A 16,137-nucleotide genomic window follows, 5' to 3' on the forward strand; every position below is an offset into this window, starting at 1 on the left:
GTAAAGGATCAATGATAGCGCCAAGGGTCGGTCCGCACGCAAGCGGCATGCCGGGCGCACGGTCGCGGAACCGCGCCGGCGGGCGTGTTGGCCGCATGAGGCGTCCCTTTTTACCGGTTTAACCGCATGGTTACCGACCGGACGGACGGCGAATTCCGGCGCGAAAACGTGCCGAGCCAAGCCCGGCGCGGCTTGCGGCGATAGCCCCACGACCTGTCCGGCGTGTCACGCGTGGCCCGATCATGGGTTAGAATTCCGTTTTGAATCAAGGATCGGAAGATGCAGAGGCACCCTCGGATCGCCCCGTTGAAGCCGACGCCGCGCGCAGCCAGCCCCGCGGCGGAGCGGCATGCGCGCCGCGCGCGATCGTGCTGATGGCTCCGAGTGCCGCCAGGCCCCACCCGTCGGGAACGGTGAGTTCAGTCCCGTTTCGGCCCCATGCGAGTTAGTCGCACGCCTGGCAACAGAACAGATTTCCCCAAGATTGCGCCCACGCGCTTGCCGACGCCCCTGCACGGTGTATCGGCCCTCCGAGTCGTCCGAACATGAACGCACCACAAGTTTTCGATCCGCATGGCGCGGCCGCCGCCGTCGCCGCCGACCCCGCGCCCCGTCTGCGCGAGATTCCCTACAACTACACGTCCTTCTCCGACCGCGAGATCGTGATCCGCCTGCTCGGCGCGGAGGCGTGGTCGGTGCTCGACGAACTGCGCGCCGAACGCCGCACGGGCCGCTCGGCACGGATGCTGTATGAGGTGCTCGGCGATATCTGGGTCGTGCGCCGCAACCCGTACCTGCAGGACGACCTGCTCGACAACCCGAAGCGCCGCGCGCTGCTGATCGAGGCGCTGAACCACCGCCTGACCGAGATCGGCAAACGCCGCCGCGCCGACCTGACCGCGCACCACGACGACGCGGGCCGCGAACGCGCCGAGCGCGTCGAGATGCTCGAGGCCGCCGCGCAGCGCGCGGTCGACGAGTTCGCCGATGAATTCGACAAGATGGCCGACCTGCGCCGCCGCGCGACCAAGGCGCTCGGCCGCTGCACGCAGAAGGACAACATCCGTTTCGACGGGCTGTCGCGCGTGTCGCACGTGACCGACGCGACCGACTGGCGCGTCGAATACCCGTTCGTCGTGCTGACCCCCGATACCGAAGCCGAGATCGCGGGCCTGATCAAGGCCTGCTTCGAGCTTGGCCTGACCGTGATCCCGCGTGGCGGCGGCACCGGCTACACGGGCGGCGCGGTGCCGCTCACGCCGTTCTCCGCGGTGATCAACACCGAGAAGCTCGAACAGCTCGGCGCGGTCGAACTCACCGAACTGCCGGGCGTCGCGCACAAGGTGCCGACGATCTTCTCCGGCGCGGGCGTCGTCACGCGCCGCGTGACGGAAGCGGCCGAAGCGGCCGGCTACGTGTTCGCGGTCGACCCGACCTCGCTCGACGCATCGTGCATCGGCGGCAACGTCGCGATGAACGCCGGCGGCAAGAAGGCCGTGCTGTGGGGCACCGCGCTCGACAACCTGGCCTGGTGGCGGATGGTCGACCCGGACGGCAACTGGCTCGAAGTCACGCGCCACGAGCACAACCAGGGCAAGATCCACGACATCGCGGTCGCGCGTTTCGAGCTGAAGTGGTTCGACGGCGCGTATGCGCCGGGCGAGAAGCTGCTGAAGACCGAGATGCTCGAGATCGAAGGCCGCCGGTTCCGCAAGGAAGGCCTCGGCAAGGACGTGACCGACAAGTTCCTCGCCGGCCTGCCGGGCGTGCAGAAGGAAGGCTGCGACGGGCTGATCACGTCCGCGCGCTGGGTGCTGCACAAGATGCCCGCGCACACGCGCACCGTCTGTCTCGAATTCTTCGGCCAGGCGCGCGAGGCGATCCCGAGCATCGTCGAGATCAAGGACTACCTGTTCGAAACGTCGAAGCAGGGCGGCGCGATCCTCGCGGGCCTCGAGCACCTCGACGAGCGCTACCTGCGCGCGGTCGGCTACGCGACCAAGAGCAAGCGCAACGCATTCCCCAAGATGGTGCTGATCGGCGACATCGTCGGCGATGACGCCGACGCGGTCGCGCACGCGACGTCCGAAGTGATCCGGATGGCGAACGGCAAGAGCGGCGAAGGCTTCGTCGCGATCAGCGCGGAGGCGCGCAAGCGCTTCTGGCTCGACCGCAGCCGCACGGCCGCGATCGCGAAGCACACCAACGCGTTCAAGATCAACGAAGACGTCGTGATCCCGCTGAACCGGATGGGCGAGTACACCGACGGCATCGAGCGGATCAACATCGAGCTGTCGCTGAAGAACAAGCTGCAGCTGGTCGACGCGCTCGAAGCGTTCTTCCGCGCCGGCAACCTGCCGCTCGGCAAGACCGACGACGCAAACGAGATCCCGAGCGCCGAACTGCTCGAGGATCGCGTGCAGCAGGCGCTGGAGCTGCTCAAGCGCGTGCGCGCACGCTGGGAATTCGTGCGCGACCGGCTCGACCAGCCGCTGCGCGAGGCGCAGCACTACCTCGTGCAGCTCGGCTACGAGGCGCTTGCCGAGAAGTTCGCCGATCGCGCGGACGAGCAGCCGGGCGCGACCGTGTTCCACGTCACGCAGGACCGCACGGTCCGCATCTCGTGGAAGCAGGAGATCCGCGCGGAGCTGCGCGCGATCTTCAACGGCGGCGCGTTCAAGCAGATCCTCGATGAGGCGCAGGCGATCCACAAGCAGGTGCTGCGCGGTCGCGTGTTCGTCGCGCTGCACATGCACGCGGGCGACGGCAACGTCCACACCAACATCCCGGTCAACTCCGACAACTACGAGATGCTGCAGGATGCGCACGCGGCGGTCGCGCGCATCATGACGCTTGCGCGCTCGCTCGACGGCGTGATCTCCGGCGAACACGGGATCGGCATCACGAAGCTCGAGTTCCTGACCGACGACGAGATCGCCGAATTCCGCGCGTACAAGCAGCGCGTCGACCCGAACGGCCGTTTCAACAAGGGCAAGCTGCTCGACGGCGCCGACCTGCGCAACGCGTACACGCCGAGCTTCGGGCTGATGGGCTACGAGTCGCTGATCATGCAGCAGTCCGACATTGGCGCGATCGCCGATTCGGTGAAGGACTGCCTGCGCTGCGGCAAGTGCAAGCCGGTGTGCGCGACCCACGTGCCGCGCGCGAACCTGCTGTACAGCCCGCGCAACAAGATCCTCGCGACCTCGCTGCTGGTCGAGGCGTTCCTGTACGAGGAGCAGACGCGCCGCGGCGTGTCGATCAAGCACTGGGACGAGTTCAACGACGTGGCCGATCACTGCACGGTGTGCCACAAGTGCGCGACGCCGTGCCCGGTGAAGATCGACTTCGGCGACGTCACGATGAACATGCGCAACCTGTTGCGCAAGATGGGCAAGAAGAAGTTCAACGCCGGCAATGCGGCGGGCATGTTCTTCCTGAACGCGACCAATCCGCAGACGATCAACGCCGCGCGCGGCGTGATGATGGGCGTCGGCTACAAGGTGCAGCGCTTCGCGAACGACATGCTGAAGAAGGTCGTGACGAAGCAGACGCAGCACCCGCCGGCGACGGTCGGCAAGCCGCCCGTGGTCGAGCAGGTGATCCACTTCGTCAACAAGAAGATGCCGGGCAACCTGCCGAAGAAGACGGCGCGCGCGCTGCTCGACATCGAGGACAACAAGATCGTGCCGATCATCCGCAACCCGAAGTCGACGACCGTCGATTCGGAAGCGGTGTTCTACTTCCCCGGCTGCGGCTCCGAGCGCCTGTTCTCGCAGGTCGGCCTCGCGACGCAGGCGATGCTGTGGGAAGCGGGCGTGCAGACCGTGCTGCCGCCGGGCTACCTGTGCTGCGGTTATCCGCAGCGCGGCTCGGGCCAGTACGACAAGGCCGAGAAGATCGTCACCGACAACCGCGTGCTGTTCCACCGGGTCGCGAACACGCTGAACTACCTCGACATCAAGACGGTGGTCGTGTCGTGCGGCACCTGCTACGACCAGCTCGCGGGCTACGAATTCGACAAGATCTTCCCGGGCTGCCGGATCATCGACATCCACGAGTTCCTGCTCGAGAAGGGGATGAAGCTCGACGGCGTGACGGGCACGCGCTACATGTATCACGACCCGTGCCACACGCCGATCAAGACGATGGACCCGGTGAAGCTCGTCAACGAGCTGATGGGCGCGGAGAAGGACGGCTACAAGATCGAGAAGAACGAGCGCTGCTGCGGTGAGTCGGGCACGCTGGCGGTCACGCGTCCGGACATCTCCACGCAGGTCCGCTTCCGCAAGGAAGAGGAAATCCGCAAGGGCGCCGCGAAGCTGCGCAGCATCCCGGTCGTGGCCGGCAGCGCACCCGCGCCGGTCGCCGCGAGCGCGAACGGCCCGGACGTGAAGATCCTGACGAGCTGCCCGTCGTGCCTGCAGGGCCTGTCGCGCTACAACGAGGATGCGAACCTCGAGGCCGACTACATCGTGGTCGAGATCGCGCGCCAGGTGCTCGGCGAGAACTGGATGGCCGACTATGTCGCACACGCGAACAATGGCGGGATCGAGCGCGTGCTGGTCTAATGCGGGCATGACGACCGCCCGATCGGGCCAGGAATGAGCGGGCGCCGGCGCAGATGCGCCGGCGCCCGTCCACATGGGAGCGACGATGGAATGCGTGTTTTGCCGTGAAGACGGCGGCGAGGTGCTCTGGCAGGACGATGCGCTGCGCGTCGTGCTCGCGACGGGCGAACACGATTACCCTGGCTTCTGCCGGGTGATCTGGGGCACGCACGTGGCCGAGTTTTCCGATCTCGGCGAGCCCGAGCGGGCACATCTGATGCGCGTTGTGTACGCGGTGGAGCGCGCCGTGCGCCGTGTGATGCAGCCGAACAAGGTGAATCTCGCGAGCCTCGGCAACATGGTGCCGCACGTGCACTGGCACGTGATCCCGCGCTTCTCCAACGACGCCCATTTTCCGCAGCCCGTCTGGGCGCCGCGCCAGCGCAGCGTGTCCGAGGCGCTGCTGCGCACGCGCGCGGCGCAGGCCTCGCTGCTGCACAATGCGGTGCGCGAGGAAATTCAACGCATGACCGATTCGAGGCAGCCATGAGCGGTTTGACTTCCACGACGCCGATTCCGTCCGGCGTCGTCGTGCACGCGGTGTCGCGCGTGCTCGAATTGCAGTACCCGAACGGCGAAAATTACCGGATTCCGTTCGAGCTGATGCGCGTCTATTCGCCGTCGGCCGAGGTGCGCGGCCACGGGCCGGGCCAGGAGACGCTGCAGACCGGCAAGCGCGAGGTGACGATCACCGCGCTCGAGGGCGTGGGCAACTACGCGCTGCAGCCGACGTTCTCGGACGGTCATTCGACCGGCATCTACTCGTGGGATCTGCTGTACGAACTGGCGACGCAGCAGGACGCGCTGTGGCGCGACTATTTCGACAAACTGCAGGCGGCGGGCATCGAGCGCGACGCGCCGATGCCGGCGGCCCCCGCGCCGCACGGCCACTGCCACTGAAATCGACGGCGCCCGCTCGGCGCCGTCTTGCCATTTACTGAGGATCAACGCGATGAGCAAAACCCACTTCGGCTTCGAGAGCGTCGAGGAAACCGAAAAAGCGAAGAAAGTGGCGGGCGTGTTCCATTCGGTCGCGAGCAACTACGATCTGATGAACGACCTGATGTCGGCCGGCATGCACCGCGCGTGGAAGGCGTTCACGATCGCGCAGGCGAACGTGCGCCCCGGCTTCAAGGTGCTCGACATCGCGGCCGGCACCGGCGACCTGACCAAGGCGTTCGCGAAGGCGGCCGGGCCGACCGGCGAAGTCTGGCACACCGACATCAACGAATCGATGCTGCGCGTGGGCCGCGACCGGCTGCTCGACAAGGGCATCGTGACGCCGTCGCTGCTGTGCGACGCCGAGAAAATCCCCTTTCCGGACAACTACTTCGATGTGGTCACGGTCGCGTTCGGGCTGCGCAACATGACGCACAAGGATGCGGCGCTGGCCGAGATGCGCCGCGTCGCGAAGCCGGGCGGCCGCGTGATGGTGCTGGAATTCTCGAAAGTCTGGGATCCGCTGAAAAAAGCGTACGACCTGTATTCTTTCAAAGTATTACCGTGGCTTGGCGACAAGTTCGCGAAAGATGCTGAAAGTTATCGGTATCTTGCTGAATCTATCCGGATGCACCCCGATCAGGACACGCTGAAGACGATGATGGAACAAGCGGGCCTCGACGCCGTCAAATATTACAATTTGTCAGGTGGCGTGGTAGCTTTACACCTAGGAACCAAGTACTAAGGGGTTCTTCCCATACATTCGCCTTACATCTGGAGAAGCTGATGTCCGAATCGCGTTCGTTGTTCAACCGTAGCAAGCCGTCGAAGCCGTGGGCTCGACGGGTCGGCACGCTGCTGATGGTCGGCCTGCTCACGGCCGGCACGTTCGCATCGCTCGACGCCGAAGCCAGGCGTATGGGCGGCGGGCGCAGCATCGGCCGCCAGAGTTCCACCGTCACGCAGCGCCAGGCCACGCCGCCCGCGCAGCAGCCGATGCAGCAGGCCGCGCCGGCGCAGGCGCAGCGCGCGAACCCGGCCGCACCGGCACCGGCCGCGCAGCCGAACCGCTCGCGCTGGCTCGGGCCGATCGCCGGCCTCGCGGCCGGCCTCGGCATCGCGGCGCTGCTGTCGCACTTCGGCCTCGGCGGCGCGTTCGCGAGCATGATGGCGAACGTCATCGTGATCGCGCTGCTGGCGATGGTCGGCATCTGGCTGATCCGCAAGTTCATGAACCGTCGCCGTCCGCAGGAACCGGCGTACTCGGTGGGCGGCTCGGCCTCGTCGTCGGGCGGCTACTCGCAGAGCCCGTCGTTCCAGCAAGGCAGCACCGGCGGCAACTATGCCGGCAGCGGCAGCAGCTACGCGAACGAAGCGCAGGGCGTGTTCGGCGGCGGCGCAGCAGCCGCCGGCGCGGCAGGCGCGATGGCGGCCGCACCGCTGCAGGTGCCGGCCGGCTTCGACACCGAAGCGTTCCTGCGCAGCGCGAAGGTCTACTTCGTGCGCCTGCAGGCCGCGTGGGACCAGGGCAACCTGGCCGACATCCGCGAGTTCACGACGCCGGAAATGTTCGCCGAGATCAAGATCGACCTCGATTCGCGCGGCAACGAGGCGAACCAGACCGATGTCGTGCAGCTCGACGCGGAACTGGTCGCGATCGAGGATCGCGGCATCGAGCAGTCGGCGAGCGTGCGCTTCCACGGGCTGATCCGCGAATCGGCGAATGCGTCGGCGGCGCCGTTCGACGAGGTGTGGAACCTGTCGAAGTCGGGTGGCCAGGGCTGGCTGCTCGCGGGTATCCAGCAGATCAACACGCACTGAGCGTGACCGGCGGCCGGCTTGCCGGCTGGCCGGGCGACGGCCGCCGCACTGCGACCGCTTGCCGCCCGGGTGTGCGGTTGGCCGCGGGCTGCCGACGATCCGACGTTACAATAGAAACCCGCGTGGGCGCCCGGCCTGCGCGGGTTTTTTCTTTCCCAGCCCGATGACCTTTGCCGCCAAGCCTTTTGCTGCTGCTGTCAATCACCTGCTCGCGCGCGAATCGTGGGCGCGCGATCGCCTGATCCCCTACGCGGGCAAGACCGCCCGGCTCGACGTGCCGCCCGTCACGCTCACGCTGCTCGTGCAGCCCGACGGCTACCTGTCCGCGGTGGAAGCGCACGATGCGCAACACGTCGACGTGTCGATCGCGCTCGCGGGCGACACGGTCGCCGCATTCCTGCAGGGCGGCCAGGCGGCCGTGATGAAGCACGTGAAGATCGAGGGCGACGCCGAGTTCGCGACCCAGATCGCGAAGCTGGCCGAGCACCTGCGCTGGGAACCTGAGGAAGATCTCGCGAAGCTGGTCGGCGACGCGGCGGCGTACCGGATCGCGACGGTCGTGCGCGACGCCGGCGCGCGCGCGCGCCGCACCGGCCGCAACGTGCTCGATTCCGTCGCCGAGTACTTGCTCGACGAGAACCCGCAAGTCGTCCGGCGCACGGTGCTCGGCGGCTTCGACGCCGAACTGGCGCGGGCGCGCGATGCGCTCGCGCGGGTCGAAAAGCGGGTCGAGCGACTCGAACAAAAAATCGGCGCGCGCACGGGCTCCGGCCCGCGCGGCGCGCACTGAGGGCCGCAGGGCATGCGCATTTTCCGTTTCATCAAGATTGTCTACACCGTCATCCGCTTTGGCCTCGACGAAGTGATGCTGTCCCGGATCGACGACCGGCGCGTGAAGCTGCTGCTGCGGATCACGACGATCGGCCGCCGCTTTTCCGATCCGCCCGCCGTACGGCTGCGTCACGCGCTCGAAAGCCTCGGCCCGATCTTCGTCAAGTTCGGCCAGGTGCTGTCGACGCGCCGCGACTTGCTGTCGGTCGATTTCGCGAACGAACTCGCGAAGCTGCAGGACCAGGTGCCGCCGTTCGATTCCGCGGTGGCGATCGCGATCATCGAGAAGTCGCTCGGCGCGCCGGTCGACGAGCTGTTCGACGAATTCGAGCGGGAGCCGGTCGCGAGCGCGTCGATCGCGCAGGTGCATTTCGCTAAGCTGAAGCAGGGCGTGCACGCGGGCAAGGCCGTCGCGGTCAAGGTGCTGCGCCCGAACATGCTGCCGGTGATCGATTCCGACCTCGCGCTGATGCGCGACATCGCGACGTGGACGGAGCGCATGTGGGCCGACGGCCGGCGCCTGAAGCCGCGCGAAGTCGTCGCCGAATTCGACAAGTACCTGCACGACGAGCTCGACCTGATGCGCGAGGCCGCGAACGGCAGCCAGCTGCGCCGCAACTTCGCGGGCCTCGACCTGCTGCTCGTGCCCGAGATGTTCTGGGATTTCTCGACGTCGCAGGTGCTCGTGATGGAGCGCATGACCGGCGTGCCGATCAGCCAGGTCGAGACGCTGCGCGCGGCCGGCGTCGACATCAAGAAGCTCGCGCGCGAAGGCGTCGAGATCTTCTTCACGCAGGTGTTCCGCGACGGTTTCTTTCACGCGGACATGCACCCGGGCAACATCCAGGTGAGCCTCGATCCGAACACGTTCGGCCGCTATATCGCGCTCGATTTCGGGATCGTCGGCGCGTTGTCCGATTTCGACAAGAACTACCTCGCGCAGAACTTCCTCGCGTTCTTCAAGCGCGATTACCACCGCGTCGCGACGCTGCACCTCGAATCGGGCTGGGTGCCGCCCGAGACGCGCGTCGAGGAGCTCGAGAGCGCGATCCGTGCGGTGTGCGAGCCGTATTTCGACCGCGCGCTGAAGGACATCTCGCTCGGCCAGGTGCTGATGCGCCTGTTCTCGACGTCGCGCCGCTTCAACGTCGAGATCCAGCCGCAGCTCGTGCTGCTGCAGAAGACGATGCTGAATGTCGAAGGGCTCGGCCGTTCGCTCGATCCCGAACTCGACCTGTGGAAGACCGCGAAGCCGTATCTCGAGCGCTGGATGACCGAGCAGATCGGCCTGCGCGGCTGGTACGAGCGCTTCAAGGTCGAGGCGCCGCAGTGGAGCAAGACGCTGCCGCAACTGCCGCGGCTGATCCACCACGCGATGGCGGCGCGCCACGATGCGCCGCGCGCGGCGAGCGAGGACCTGATGCGCCAGATCCTCATCGAGCAGAAACGGACCAACCGGCTGATGCAGGCATTGCTGATCTTCGGTCTTGCCGTCGGCGTCGGGGCGCTCGTCGCGCGCGTGCTGCTTGCGCTCGCGTACGGCGCGTGACCGAAGGGGACGGAGCGATGTCCGAACCGAAACAACCGTCCGCTCCGAGCGCCGCCGATTTCGCGACGCGTGACCCCGGCAATGCCGCGTTCTGGGACGAGCGTTTCGCACGCGGCGTGACGCCGTGGGAATTCGGCGGCGTGCCGGACGGGTTTCGCGCGTTTGCGCAGCGGCACGAGCCGTGCGCGGTGCTGATCCCCGGCTGCGGCAGTGCGCAGGAAGCCGGCTGGCTCGCGCAGGCCGGCTGGCCCGTGCGCGCGATCGATTTCGCCGCGCAGGCGGTGGCGGCCGCGAAGGCGCAGCTCGGCGCGCACGCGGACGTCGTCGAGCAGGCCGATTTCTTCACGTACCGGCCGCCGTTCGACGTGCAGTGGGTGTACGAGCGCGCGTTCCTGTGCGCGCTGCCGCCGAGCCTGCGCGCCCGTTACGCGACGCGGATGGCCGAACTGCTGCCCGCCGGTGCGCTGCTGGCCGGGTATTTCTTCGTGACGAAGAAACCGAAGGGGCCGCCGTTCGGCGTCGAGCGCGCCGAACTCGATGCGCTGCTCGCGCCGCACTTCGAGCTGATCGATGATCTGCCGGTGACCGATTCGCTGGCCGTGTTCGACGGAAACGAGCGCTGGCTCACATGGCGCCGTCGCTGAAGCCCGCGCGTCGCGGCCGTTGCCGGAGTGCGCCGGGGTTTCGGATATAATTCAAGGTTTTGCAAGCCGTTTCCAGTTTCTGCGGGAAAAATATCATGCCGATCTACGCCTATCGATGCGAAGCGTGCGGTTTCGCGAAGGACGTGCTCCAGAAGATGAGCGACGCGCCGCTGTCGCAGTGCCCCGAATGCGGGAAGGATGCTTTTCGCAAGCAGGTTACCGCCGCCGGCTTCCAGCTGAAGGGCTCCGGCTGGTATGTCACCGATTTCCGCGGTGGCTCGGGCGGCACCAGCGCGCCGGCGACGGCGTCCGGCGACACGGGCACGGCAGCACCGGCCGCCGCGGCGCCGGCGGCAGCCGCGCCCGCTGCGTCGGGTTCCGAAAGTACGACGACGAGCGCCGCGCCGGCCCCGGCCGCAGCGCCCGCCGCCGGCAGTTGACCGTCGCGGCCCGGCCGGGTCGCGACCAACCCGCGCTTCCGGCGCGGTTCATTGACGGCAGATGATGAAAAAGACGACCCTGAAAACGGTGTTTCTGACCGGCCTGCTGGTTCTCGTCCCGCTCGCGATCACGCTGTGGGTGCTCGGCCTCATCATCGGTACGATGGATCAGACGCTGCTGCTCCTGCCCGAATCGTGGCAGCCGGAGCGGATGCTCGGCTTCCATCTGCCGGGGATCGGCGCGGTGCTGACGCTCGCGTTCATCTTCGTCGTCGGGCTGGCCACGCAGAACTTCATCGGCCAGAAGCTCGTCACGTGGTGGAACGCGGTCGTGCGTCACATCCCGGTCGTCGGGCCGATCTACACGAGCGTCAAGCAGGTGTCGGACACGCTGCTGTCGAGCAGCGGCAATGCGTTCCGCAAGGCGCTCCTGATCGAATACCCGCGCCGCGGCTCGTATACGATCGCGTTTCTGACCGGCGCGCCCGGCGGCGACGTGGTCAACCATCTGACGGAAGAGTACGTGAGCGTGTACGTGCCCACGACGCCGAACCCGACGTCGGGCTTCTTCCTGATGCTGCCGAAGAGCGAAGTCATCGAACTCGACATGTCGGTCGATGCCGCGCTCAAGTACATCGTCTCGATGGGCGTCGTGGCGCCTTCGGCGCCGGCTCCGGCGCCCGCCCGCCGTCCCGTCGAGCCGCCGCTGTAAGTAAAGAATCATCGCCCGGGCCGCGCGTTGCGGCGCCCGTTGATCAAACCGAACGAAAGCAAACATCATGTCGATGCGTACTGAATACTGCGGTCTCGTGACCGAACACCTGCTGGGCCAAACCGTGTCGCTGTGCGGCTGGGTGCAGCGCCGCCGCGATCACGGCGGTGTGATCTTCATCGACCTGCGCGATCGTGAAGGCCTCGTGCAGGTGGTGTGCGACCCCGATCGCGCGGAAATGTTCGCGACCGCCGAAGGCGTGCGCAACGAGTTCTGCGTGCAGATCAAGGGTCTCGTGCGCAACCGTCCGGAAGGCACGGTCAACGCCGGCCTGAAGAGCGGCAAGATCGAAGTGCTGTGTCATGAGCTGATCGTGCTGAACGCGTCGGTCACGCCGCCGTTCCAGCTCGACGACGACAACCTGTCGGAAACGACGCGCCTCACGCACCGCGTGCTCGACCTGCGCCGTCCGCAGATGCAGCACAACCTGCGCCTGCGCTACCGTGTCGCGATCGAAGCGCGCAAGTACCTCGACGAGCAGGGCTTCATCGACATCGAAACGCCGATGCTGACGAAGAGCACGCCGGAAGGCGCGCGCGACTACCTCGTGCCGTCGCGCGTGAACGCGGGCCAGTTCTTCGCGCTGCCGCAGTCGCCGCAGCTGTTCAAGCAGCTGCTGATGGTCGCGAACTTCGACCGTTACTACCAGATCACCAAGTGCTTCCGCGACGAGGACCTCCGCGCCGATCGTCAGCCGGAATTCACGCAGATCGACTGCGAGACGTCGTTCCTCGGCGAGCAGGAAATCCGTGACCTGTTCGAAGACATGATCCGTCACATCTTCAAGACGACGATCGACGTCGAACTCGACGCGAAATTCCCGGTGATGCCGTACTCGGAAGCGATGGCGCGTTTCGGCTCGGACAAGCCGGACCTGCGCGTGCAGCTCGAATTCACCGAGCTGACCGACGCGATGAAGGACGTCGACTTCAAGGTGTTCAGCACGCCGGCCAACGCGAAGGACGGCCGTGTCGCGGCGCTGCGCGTGCCGAAGGGCGGCGAGCTGTCGCGCGGCGACATCGACGGCTACACGGAATTCGTGCGCATCTACGGCGCGAAGGGCCTCGCGTGGATCAAGGTCAACGAAAAGGCGAAGGGCCGCGACGGCCTGCAAAGCCCGATCGTCAAGAACCTGCACGACGCATCGATCGCGGCGATCCTCGAGCGCACCGGCGCTGAAGACGGCGACATCATCTTCTTCGCGGCCGACCGCGCGAAGGTCGTCAACGACAGCCTCGGCGCGCTGCGCCTGAAGATCGGCCATTCGGAATTCGGCAAGGCGAACGGTCTCGTCCAGGCCGGCTGGAAGCCGCTGTGGGTCGTCGACTTCCCGATGTTCGAATACGACGACGAAGACGCGCGCTACGTCGCGGCACACCACCCGTTCACCAGCCCGAAGGACGAGCACCTCGAGTACCTCGAGACCGACCCGGGCCGTTGCCTCGCGAAGGCCTACGACATGGTGCTGAACGGCTGGGAAATCGGCGGCGGCTCGGTGCGTATCCACCGCGAGGAAGTGCAGAGCAAGGTGTTCCGCGCGCTGAAGATCGGCGCGGAAGAAGCGCAACTGAAGTTCGGCTTCCTGCTCGACGCGCTGCAGTACGGCGCGCCGCCGCACGGCGGTATCGCGTTCGGTCTCGACCGCATCGTCACGATGATGGCCGGTGCCGACTCGATCCGCGACGTGATCGCGTTCCCGAAGACGCAGCGTGCGCAGGATCTGCTCACGCAGGCGCCGAGCCCGGTCGACGAGCGTCAGCTGCGCGAACTGCACATTCGTCTGCGTCAGCCGGAACAGCCGAAGGCGTAACGCTTGTCAACGATCGTGTGCGCGGCGACGCGCGCACGACGCCCAACGAAGAAGGCGCCTGGTGCGCCTTTTTCGCTTTTTGCGGTACAGTCGCAGCACTTGCCGCACGTTCGGGCACAGGCCCGACGCACGGCCCTGTGCCGCATGAAACCAAGATGACGAAGCCGCCGAAAATCCCCGAATCCGTTCTCGTCGTGATCTACACGCCCGAACTCGACGTGCTGGTGATCAAGCGTGCCGACCAGCCCGATTTCTGGCAATCGGTGACCGGGTCGAAGGACGCGCCCGACGAGCCGCTCGCGCTCACGGCCGCACGCGAAGTCGCCGAGGAAACCGGCATCGCGGTCGGGTCGCACGACGTGCCGGCCACCGCGCTGGTCGACTGGCACCACCGGATCGAATACGCGATCTATCCGCAATACCTGCATCGCTATGCGCCGGGCGTCACGCGCAACGTCGAGCACTGGTTCGGCCTGTGCGTGCCGCATCGCGTCGACGTGACGCTGTCGCCGCGCGAGCACGTCGACTACGCGTGGCTGCCGTTCCGCGAAGCGGCCGCGCGCTGCTTCTCGCCGTCGAATGCCGAAGCGATCCTGCAATTGCCCGTGCGCGTGTCGCTCGCGCGGGCACCGCACGGCTCGTCCGCATGAATGCGGAAACCCGCAAGCGCTTCGCGCAATTGCGGCAGATGTTCCTGCAGGAGCGCGGCTCCGCGTCGCGGCTCGCGTTCACGGCCGGCAACACGGTGCGCCTCTGCGAGACCGGCAACGAATTCTTCCTCGCGCTGATCGAACGGATCGATGCGGCGCGCGAGCAGGTGATGCTCGAAACCTACATCTTCTGCGACGATGCGGCCGGCCGGCCGGTGTCGGATGCGCTGATCCGCGCCGCGCAGCGCGGCGTGCGCGTGCGCGTGATCACCGACGGCATCGGCACCGCGCGCCTGCCGCTGTTCGACACGTGGGCCGAGGCCGGCGTCGAGCATTGCATCTACAACCGCTACCTGTTCGGCCGCTTCGGCTTCTCGCGCACGCACCGCAAGCTCGCGGTGATCGATCATGCGGTCGCGTTCTGCGGCGGCATCAACATCGTCGACGACTTCACGCAGGGCAGCGCGACGCTGCCGTTTCCGCGCTGGGATTTCGCGGTCGAGATGGCGGGGCCGGCGGTGTCGGACGTGCGCGCCGCGTTCGAGCTGCAGTGGCACCGGATCCAGTTCGGCCACAAGCCGTACGCGCAGTACGCGGCGGGGCTGCACGGCGGCGAGGCGTTTCCGGACATGTTCCGGCGCTGGATGCGCAGCCACCGCTGGATCAAGGCCGGTGCGCTGCGGGTCGTGACCGAGCCGAGCGTCGCGTTCGTCGCGCGCGACAACGTCGTCAACCGCCGCGCGATCGAAAAGGCCTATCTCGCCGCGATCGGCCAGGCGCGCCAGCGGATCCTGCTCGCGAATCCGTACTTCATGCCGGGCCGCAAGCTGCGCCGCGCGCTGACCGGCGCGGCACGTCGCGGCGTCGACGTGCGGATCCTGATCGGCCGCAAGGAATTCGCGGCGCTCGATACGGCCGTGCCGTTCCTGTATCACGCGCTGCTGCGCGCGGGCGTGCGCGTGGCGGAATACGACAAGACGATGCTGCACGGCAAGGTGGCCGTGATCGACGACAACTGGGCGACCGTCGGCTCGTCGAACCTGGACGCGCTGAGCCTGATGCTGAACAATGAGGCGAACGTCGTGCTGGTGCGCTACGATGCGGTCACGAACCAGCTGCGCGACGCGATTGCGGCCGCCTTCTCCGAAGGCCGCGAAATCGATGCCGCCCGGTACGCCGCACGGCCGCGCATCGAGCGTATGCTGAACTGGCTCGCATACAACACGTACCGCCTCGTGATGAAGGCGCTGACGGTCGGCGGTTACGACTGACACGGATTCAGCATCCGCTTCATCAATCTGTCCGCACGTTCGTGCGGAAAAGCCGCTCCGGTCCTCCGGAATCGCGCAAAATAGCGGCTCGGTTAGACACCGGTTTCTAATAATTTCCTTGTTTTCGCGAGCGGCCGCACTCAATAATAGTACGGCCGTTCGATTTTATTCGAACCCCCGAACGGTTACAGAAATAGCTATGCGAAAAGGCGAACAGACGCGTGCCGCGATACTCGAAGCTGCTTTGGACCTCGCCAGCCGTGACGGGCTGGAGGGGCTGACGATCGGCCTGCTGGCCGAGCGCATGCAGATGAGCAAGAGCGGTGTGTTCGCGCACTTCGGATCGCGCGAGGACCTGCAGGTCGAGGTCGTCCGCGAGTATCACCATCGTTTCGAGAACGAGGTGTTCTTTCCGAGCCTGCGCGAGCCGCGAGGCTTGCCGCGCCTTCGGGCGATGCTGGCCCGCTGGACGGAGAAGCGCATCCAGGAGGTGACGACCGGATGCATCTACATCAGCGGTGCGGTCGAGTACGACGACCGGCCTGACAGCCCGGTGCGCGAGCAGTTGATCGCGAGCGTGACGGCCTGGCGTGCCGCGATGCTGCGTGCCATTTCGCAGGCGAAGGAAGAAGGCCATCTGCGTGCGGATACCGATCCGGACCTGATGCTCTTCGAGTTGTACAGCTTCACGCTCGGCCTGCATCACGACGCACGATTCCTGCATTCGCCGGATGCCGTGCGCCTCACGTGGGCCGCGCTGGAAAAGACGATCGTTTCGTATCAGAGCGAGAGCCGTTAGC

General features: G+C 66.6%; 14 protein-coding genes and 1 pseudogene. 14 read left to right on the forward strand and 1 reads right to left on the reverse strand.

The window, feature by feature from the left end; all coding sequences use genetic code 11:
- Positions 1 to 110 precede the first annotated feature (110 nt).
- Positions 111 to 560: pseudogene (locus PL79_RS37160) on the reverse strand (hypothetical protein).
- Between PL79_RS37160 and PL79_RS14515 the strand changes: the two are divergent.
- The 14 genes from PL79_RS14515 to PL79_RS14580 all read left to right on the forward strand — a co-directional run bounded on the left by PL79_RS14515 (position 546) and on the right by PL79_RS14580 (position 16,136).
- Positions 546 to 4,571: a DUF3683 domain-containing protein gene (locus tag PL79_RS14515; RefSeq protein WP_044848606.1), complete on the forward strand. Its 4,026-nt coding sequence runs from the start codon at positions 546 to 548 to the stop codon at positions 4,569 to 4,571. The pseudogene PL79_RS37160 and the gene PL79_RS14515 overlap by 15 nt on opposite strands.
- A gap of 85 nt (positions 4,572 to 4,656) precedes the next feature.
- The gene (locus PL79_RS14520; RefSeq protein WP_044846840.1) at positions 4,657 to 5,100 is read left to right on the forward strand and encodes an HIT family protein; all 444 of its coding nucleotides are present in this window, start codon (positions 4,657 to 4,659) and stop codon (positions 5,098 to 5,100) included.
- Positions 5,097 to 5,510 (forward strand): gamma-butyrobetaine hydroxylase-like domain-containing protein, encoded by a 414-nt coding sequence (locus tag PL79_RS14525; protein WP_044846839.1) that lies wholly within the window; start codon positions 5,097 to 5,099, stop codon positions 5,508 to 5,510. The genes PL79_RS14520 and PL79_RS14525 overlap by 4 nt, the downstream gene beginning before the upstream one ends.
- A gap of 52 nt (positions 5,511 to 5,562) precedes the next feature.
- On the forward strand, positions 5,563 to 6,294 hold the full coding sequence (gene ubiE, locus PL79_RS14530) for a bifunctional demethylmenaquinone methyltransferase/2-methoxy-6-polyprenyl-1,4-benzoquinol methylase UbiE (RefSeq protein WP_044846838.1): 732 nt from the start codon (positions 5,563 to 5,565) through the stop codon (positions 6,292 to 6,294).
- A gap of 41 nt (positions 6,295 to 6,335) precedes the next feature.
- Positions 6,336 to 7,370 carry a Tim44 domain-containing protein gene (locus PL79_RS14535; protein ID WP_044846837.1) on the forward strand — a complete coding sequence of 345 codons (1,035 nt, stop codon included), beginning with the start codon at positions 6,336 to 6,338 and terminating at the stop codon, positions 7,368 to 7,370.
- Positions 7,371 to 7,533: 163 nt separating this feature from the next.
- Positions 7,534 to 8,160 carry a ubiquinone biosynthesis accessory factor UbiJ gene (locus PL79_RS14540; protein WP_044846836.1) on the forward strand — a complete coding sequence of 209 codons (627 nt, stop codon included), beginning with the start codon at positions 7,534 to 7,536 and terminating at the stop codon, positions 8,158 to 8,160.
- Positions 8,161 to 8,172: 12 nt separating this feature from the next.
- Positions 8,173 to 9,750, forward strand: coding sequence for a ubiquinone biosynthesis regulatory protein kinase UbiB (ubiB, locus tag PL79_RS14545; RefSeq protein ID WP_044846835.1), 1,578 nt, complete (start codon positions 8,173 to 8,175; stop codon positions 9,748 to 9,750).
- 17 nt (positions 9,751 to 9,767) lie between these two features.
- Positions 9,768 to 10,394 (forward strand): SAM-dependent methyltransferase, encoded by a 627-nt coding sequence (locus PL79_RS14550; RefSeq protein ID WP_044846834.1) that lies wholly within the window; start codon positions 9,768 to 9,770, stop codon positions 10,392 to 10,394.
- 95 nt (positions 10,395 to 10,489) lie between these two features.
- A complete protein-coding gene (locus PL79_RS14555; RefSeq protein ID WP_044846833.1) occupies positions 10,490 to 10,834 on the forward strand; it encodes an FmdB family zinc ribbon protein in 345 nt (114 codons plus the stop codon).
- Positions 10,835 to 10,895: 61 nt separating this feature from the next.
- A complete protein-coding gene (locus PL79_RS14560; RefSeq protein ID WP_027785397.1) occupies positions 10,896 to 11,546 on the forward strand; it encodes a DUF502 domain-containing protein in 651 nt (216 codons plus the stop codon).
- Positions 11,547 to 11,613: 67 nt separating this feature from the next.
- Positions 11,614 to 13,416 carry an aspartate--tRNA ligase gene (gene aspS / locus PL79_RS14565; RefSeq protein ID WP_044846832.1) on the forward strand — a complete coding sequence of 601 codons (1,803 nt, stop codon included), beginning with the start codon at positions 11,614 to 11,616 and terminating at the stop codon, positions 13,414 to 13,416.
- 155 nt (positions 13,417 to 13,571) lie between these two features.
- Positions 13,572 to 14,066 (forward strand): dihydroneopterin triphosphate diphosphatase, encoded by a 495-nt coding sequence (gene nudB / locus PL79_RS14570; RefSeq protein ID WP_044846843.1) that lies wholly within the window; start codon positions 13,572 to 13,574, stop codon positions 14,064 to 14,066.
- Positions 14,063 to 15,337 carry a cardiolipin synthase ClsB gene (gene clsB, locus PL79_RS14575; protein WP_044846831.1) on the forward strand — a complete coding sequence of 425 codons (1,275 nt, stop codon included), beginning with the start codon at positions 14,063 to 14,065 and terminating at the stop codon, positions 15,335 to 15,337. The genes nudB and clsB overlap by 4 nt, the downstream gene beginning before the upstream one ends.
- A gap of 199 nt (positions 15,338 to 15,536) precedes the next feature.
- The gene (locus tag PL79_RS14580) at positions 15,537 to 16,136 is read left to right on the forward strand and encodes a TetR/AcrR family transcriptional regulator (RefSeq protein WP_006751498.1); all 600 of its coding nucleotides are present in this window, start codon (positions 15,537 to 15,539) and stop codon (positions 16,134 to 16,136) included.
- The last annotated feature ends 1 nt before the right edge of the window (position 16,137 follow it).

The sequence above is a fragment of the Burkholderia sp. USMB20 genome (assembly GCF_000949135.2).
Lineage (GTDB): Bacteria > Pseudomonadota > Gammaproteobacteria > Burkholderiales > Burkholderiaceae > Burkholderia.

Excerpts from the sequence above, each read along its gene's own strand:
- PL79_RS14515 (WP_044848606.1), top strand. The coding sequence starts at position 546 with ATGAACGCACCACAAGTTTTCGATCCGCATGGCGCGGCCGCCGCCGTC.
- PL79_RS14520 (WP_044846840.1), top strand. The coding sequence starts at position 4,657 with ATGGAATGCGTGTTTTGCCGTGAAGACGGCGGCGAGGTGCTCTGGCAG.
- PL79_RS14525 (WP_044846839.1), top strand. The coding sequence starts at position 5,097 with ATGAGCGGTTTGACTTCCACGACGCCGATTCCGTCCGGCGTCGTCGTG.
- ubiE (WP_044846838.1), top strand. The coding sequence starts at position 5,563 with ATGAGCAAAACCCACTTCGGCTTCGAGAGCGTCGAGGAAACCGAAAAA.
- PL79_RS14535 (WP_044846837.1), top strand. The coding sequence starts at position 6,336 with ATGTCCGAATCGCGTTCGTTGTTCAACCGTAGCAAGCCGTCGAAGCCG.
- PL79_RS14540 (WP_044846836.1), top strand. The coding sequence starts at position 7,534 with ATGACCTTTGCCGCCAAGCCTTTTGCTGCTGCTGTCAATCACCTGCTC.
- ubiB (WP_044846835.1), top strand. The coding sequence starts at position 8,173 with ATGCGCATTTTCCGTTTCATCAAGATTGTCTACACCGTCATCCGCTTT.
- PL79_RS14550 (WP_044846834.1), top strand. The coding sequence starts at position 9,768 with ATGTCCGAACCGAAACAACCGTCCGCTCCGAGCGCCGCCGATTTCGCG.
- PL79_RS14555 (WP_044846833.1), top strand. The coding sequence starts at position 10,490 with ATGCCGATCTACGCCTATCGATGCGAAGCGTGCGGTTTCGCGAAGGAC.
- PL79_RS14560 (WP_027785397.1), top strand. The coding sequence starts at position 10,896 with ATGATGAAAAAGACGACCCTGAAAACGGTGTTTCTGACCGGCCTGCTG.
- aspS (WP_044846832.1), top strand. The coding sequence starts at position 11,614 with ATGTCGATGCGTACTGAATACTGCGGTCTCGTGACCGAACACCTGCTG.
- nudB (WP_044846843.1), top strand. The coding sequence starts at position 13,572 with ATGACGAAGCCGCCGAAAATCCCCGAATCCGTTCTCGTCGTGATCTAC.
- clsB (WP_044846831.1), top strand. The coding sequence starts at position 14,063 with ATGAATGCGGAAACCCGCAAGCGCTTCGCGCAATTGCGGCAGATGTTC.
- PL79_RS14580 (WP_006751498.1), top strand. The coding sequence starts at position 15,537 with ATGCGAAAAGGCGAACAGACGCGTGCCGCGATACTCGAAGCTGCTTTG.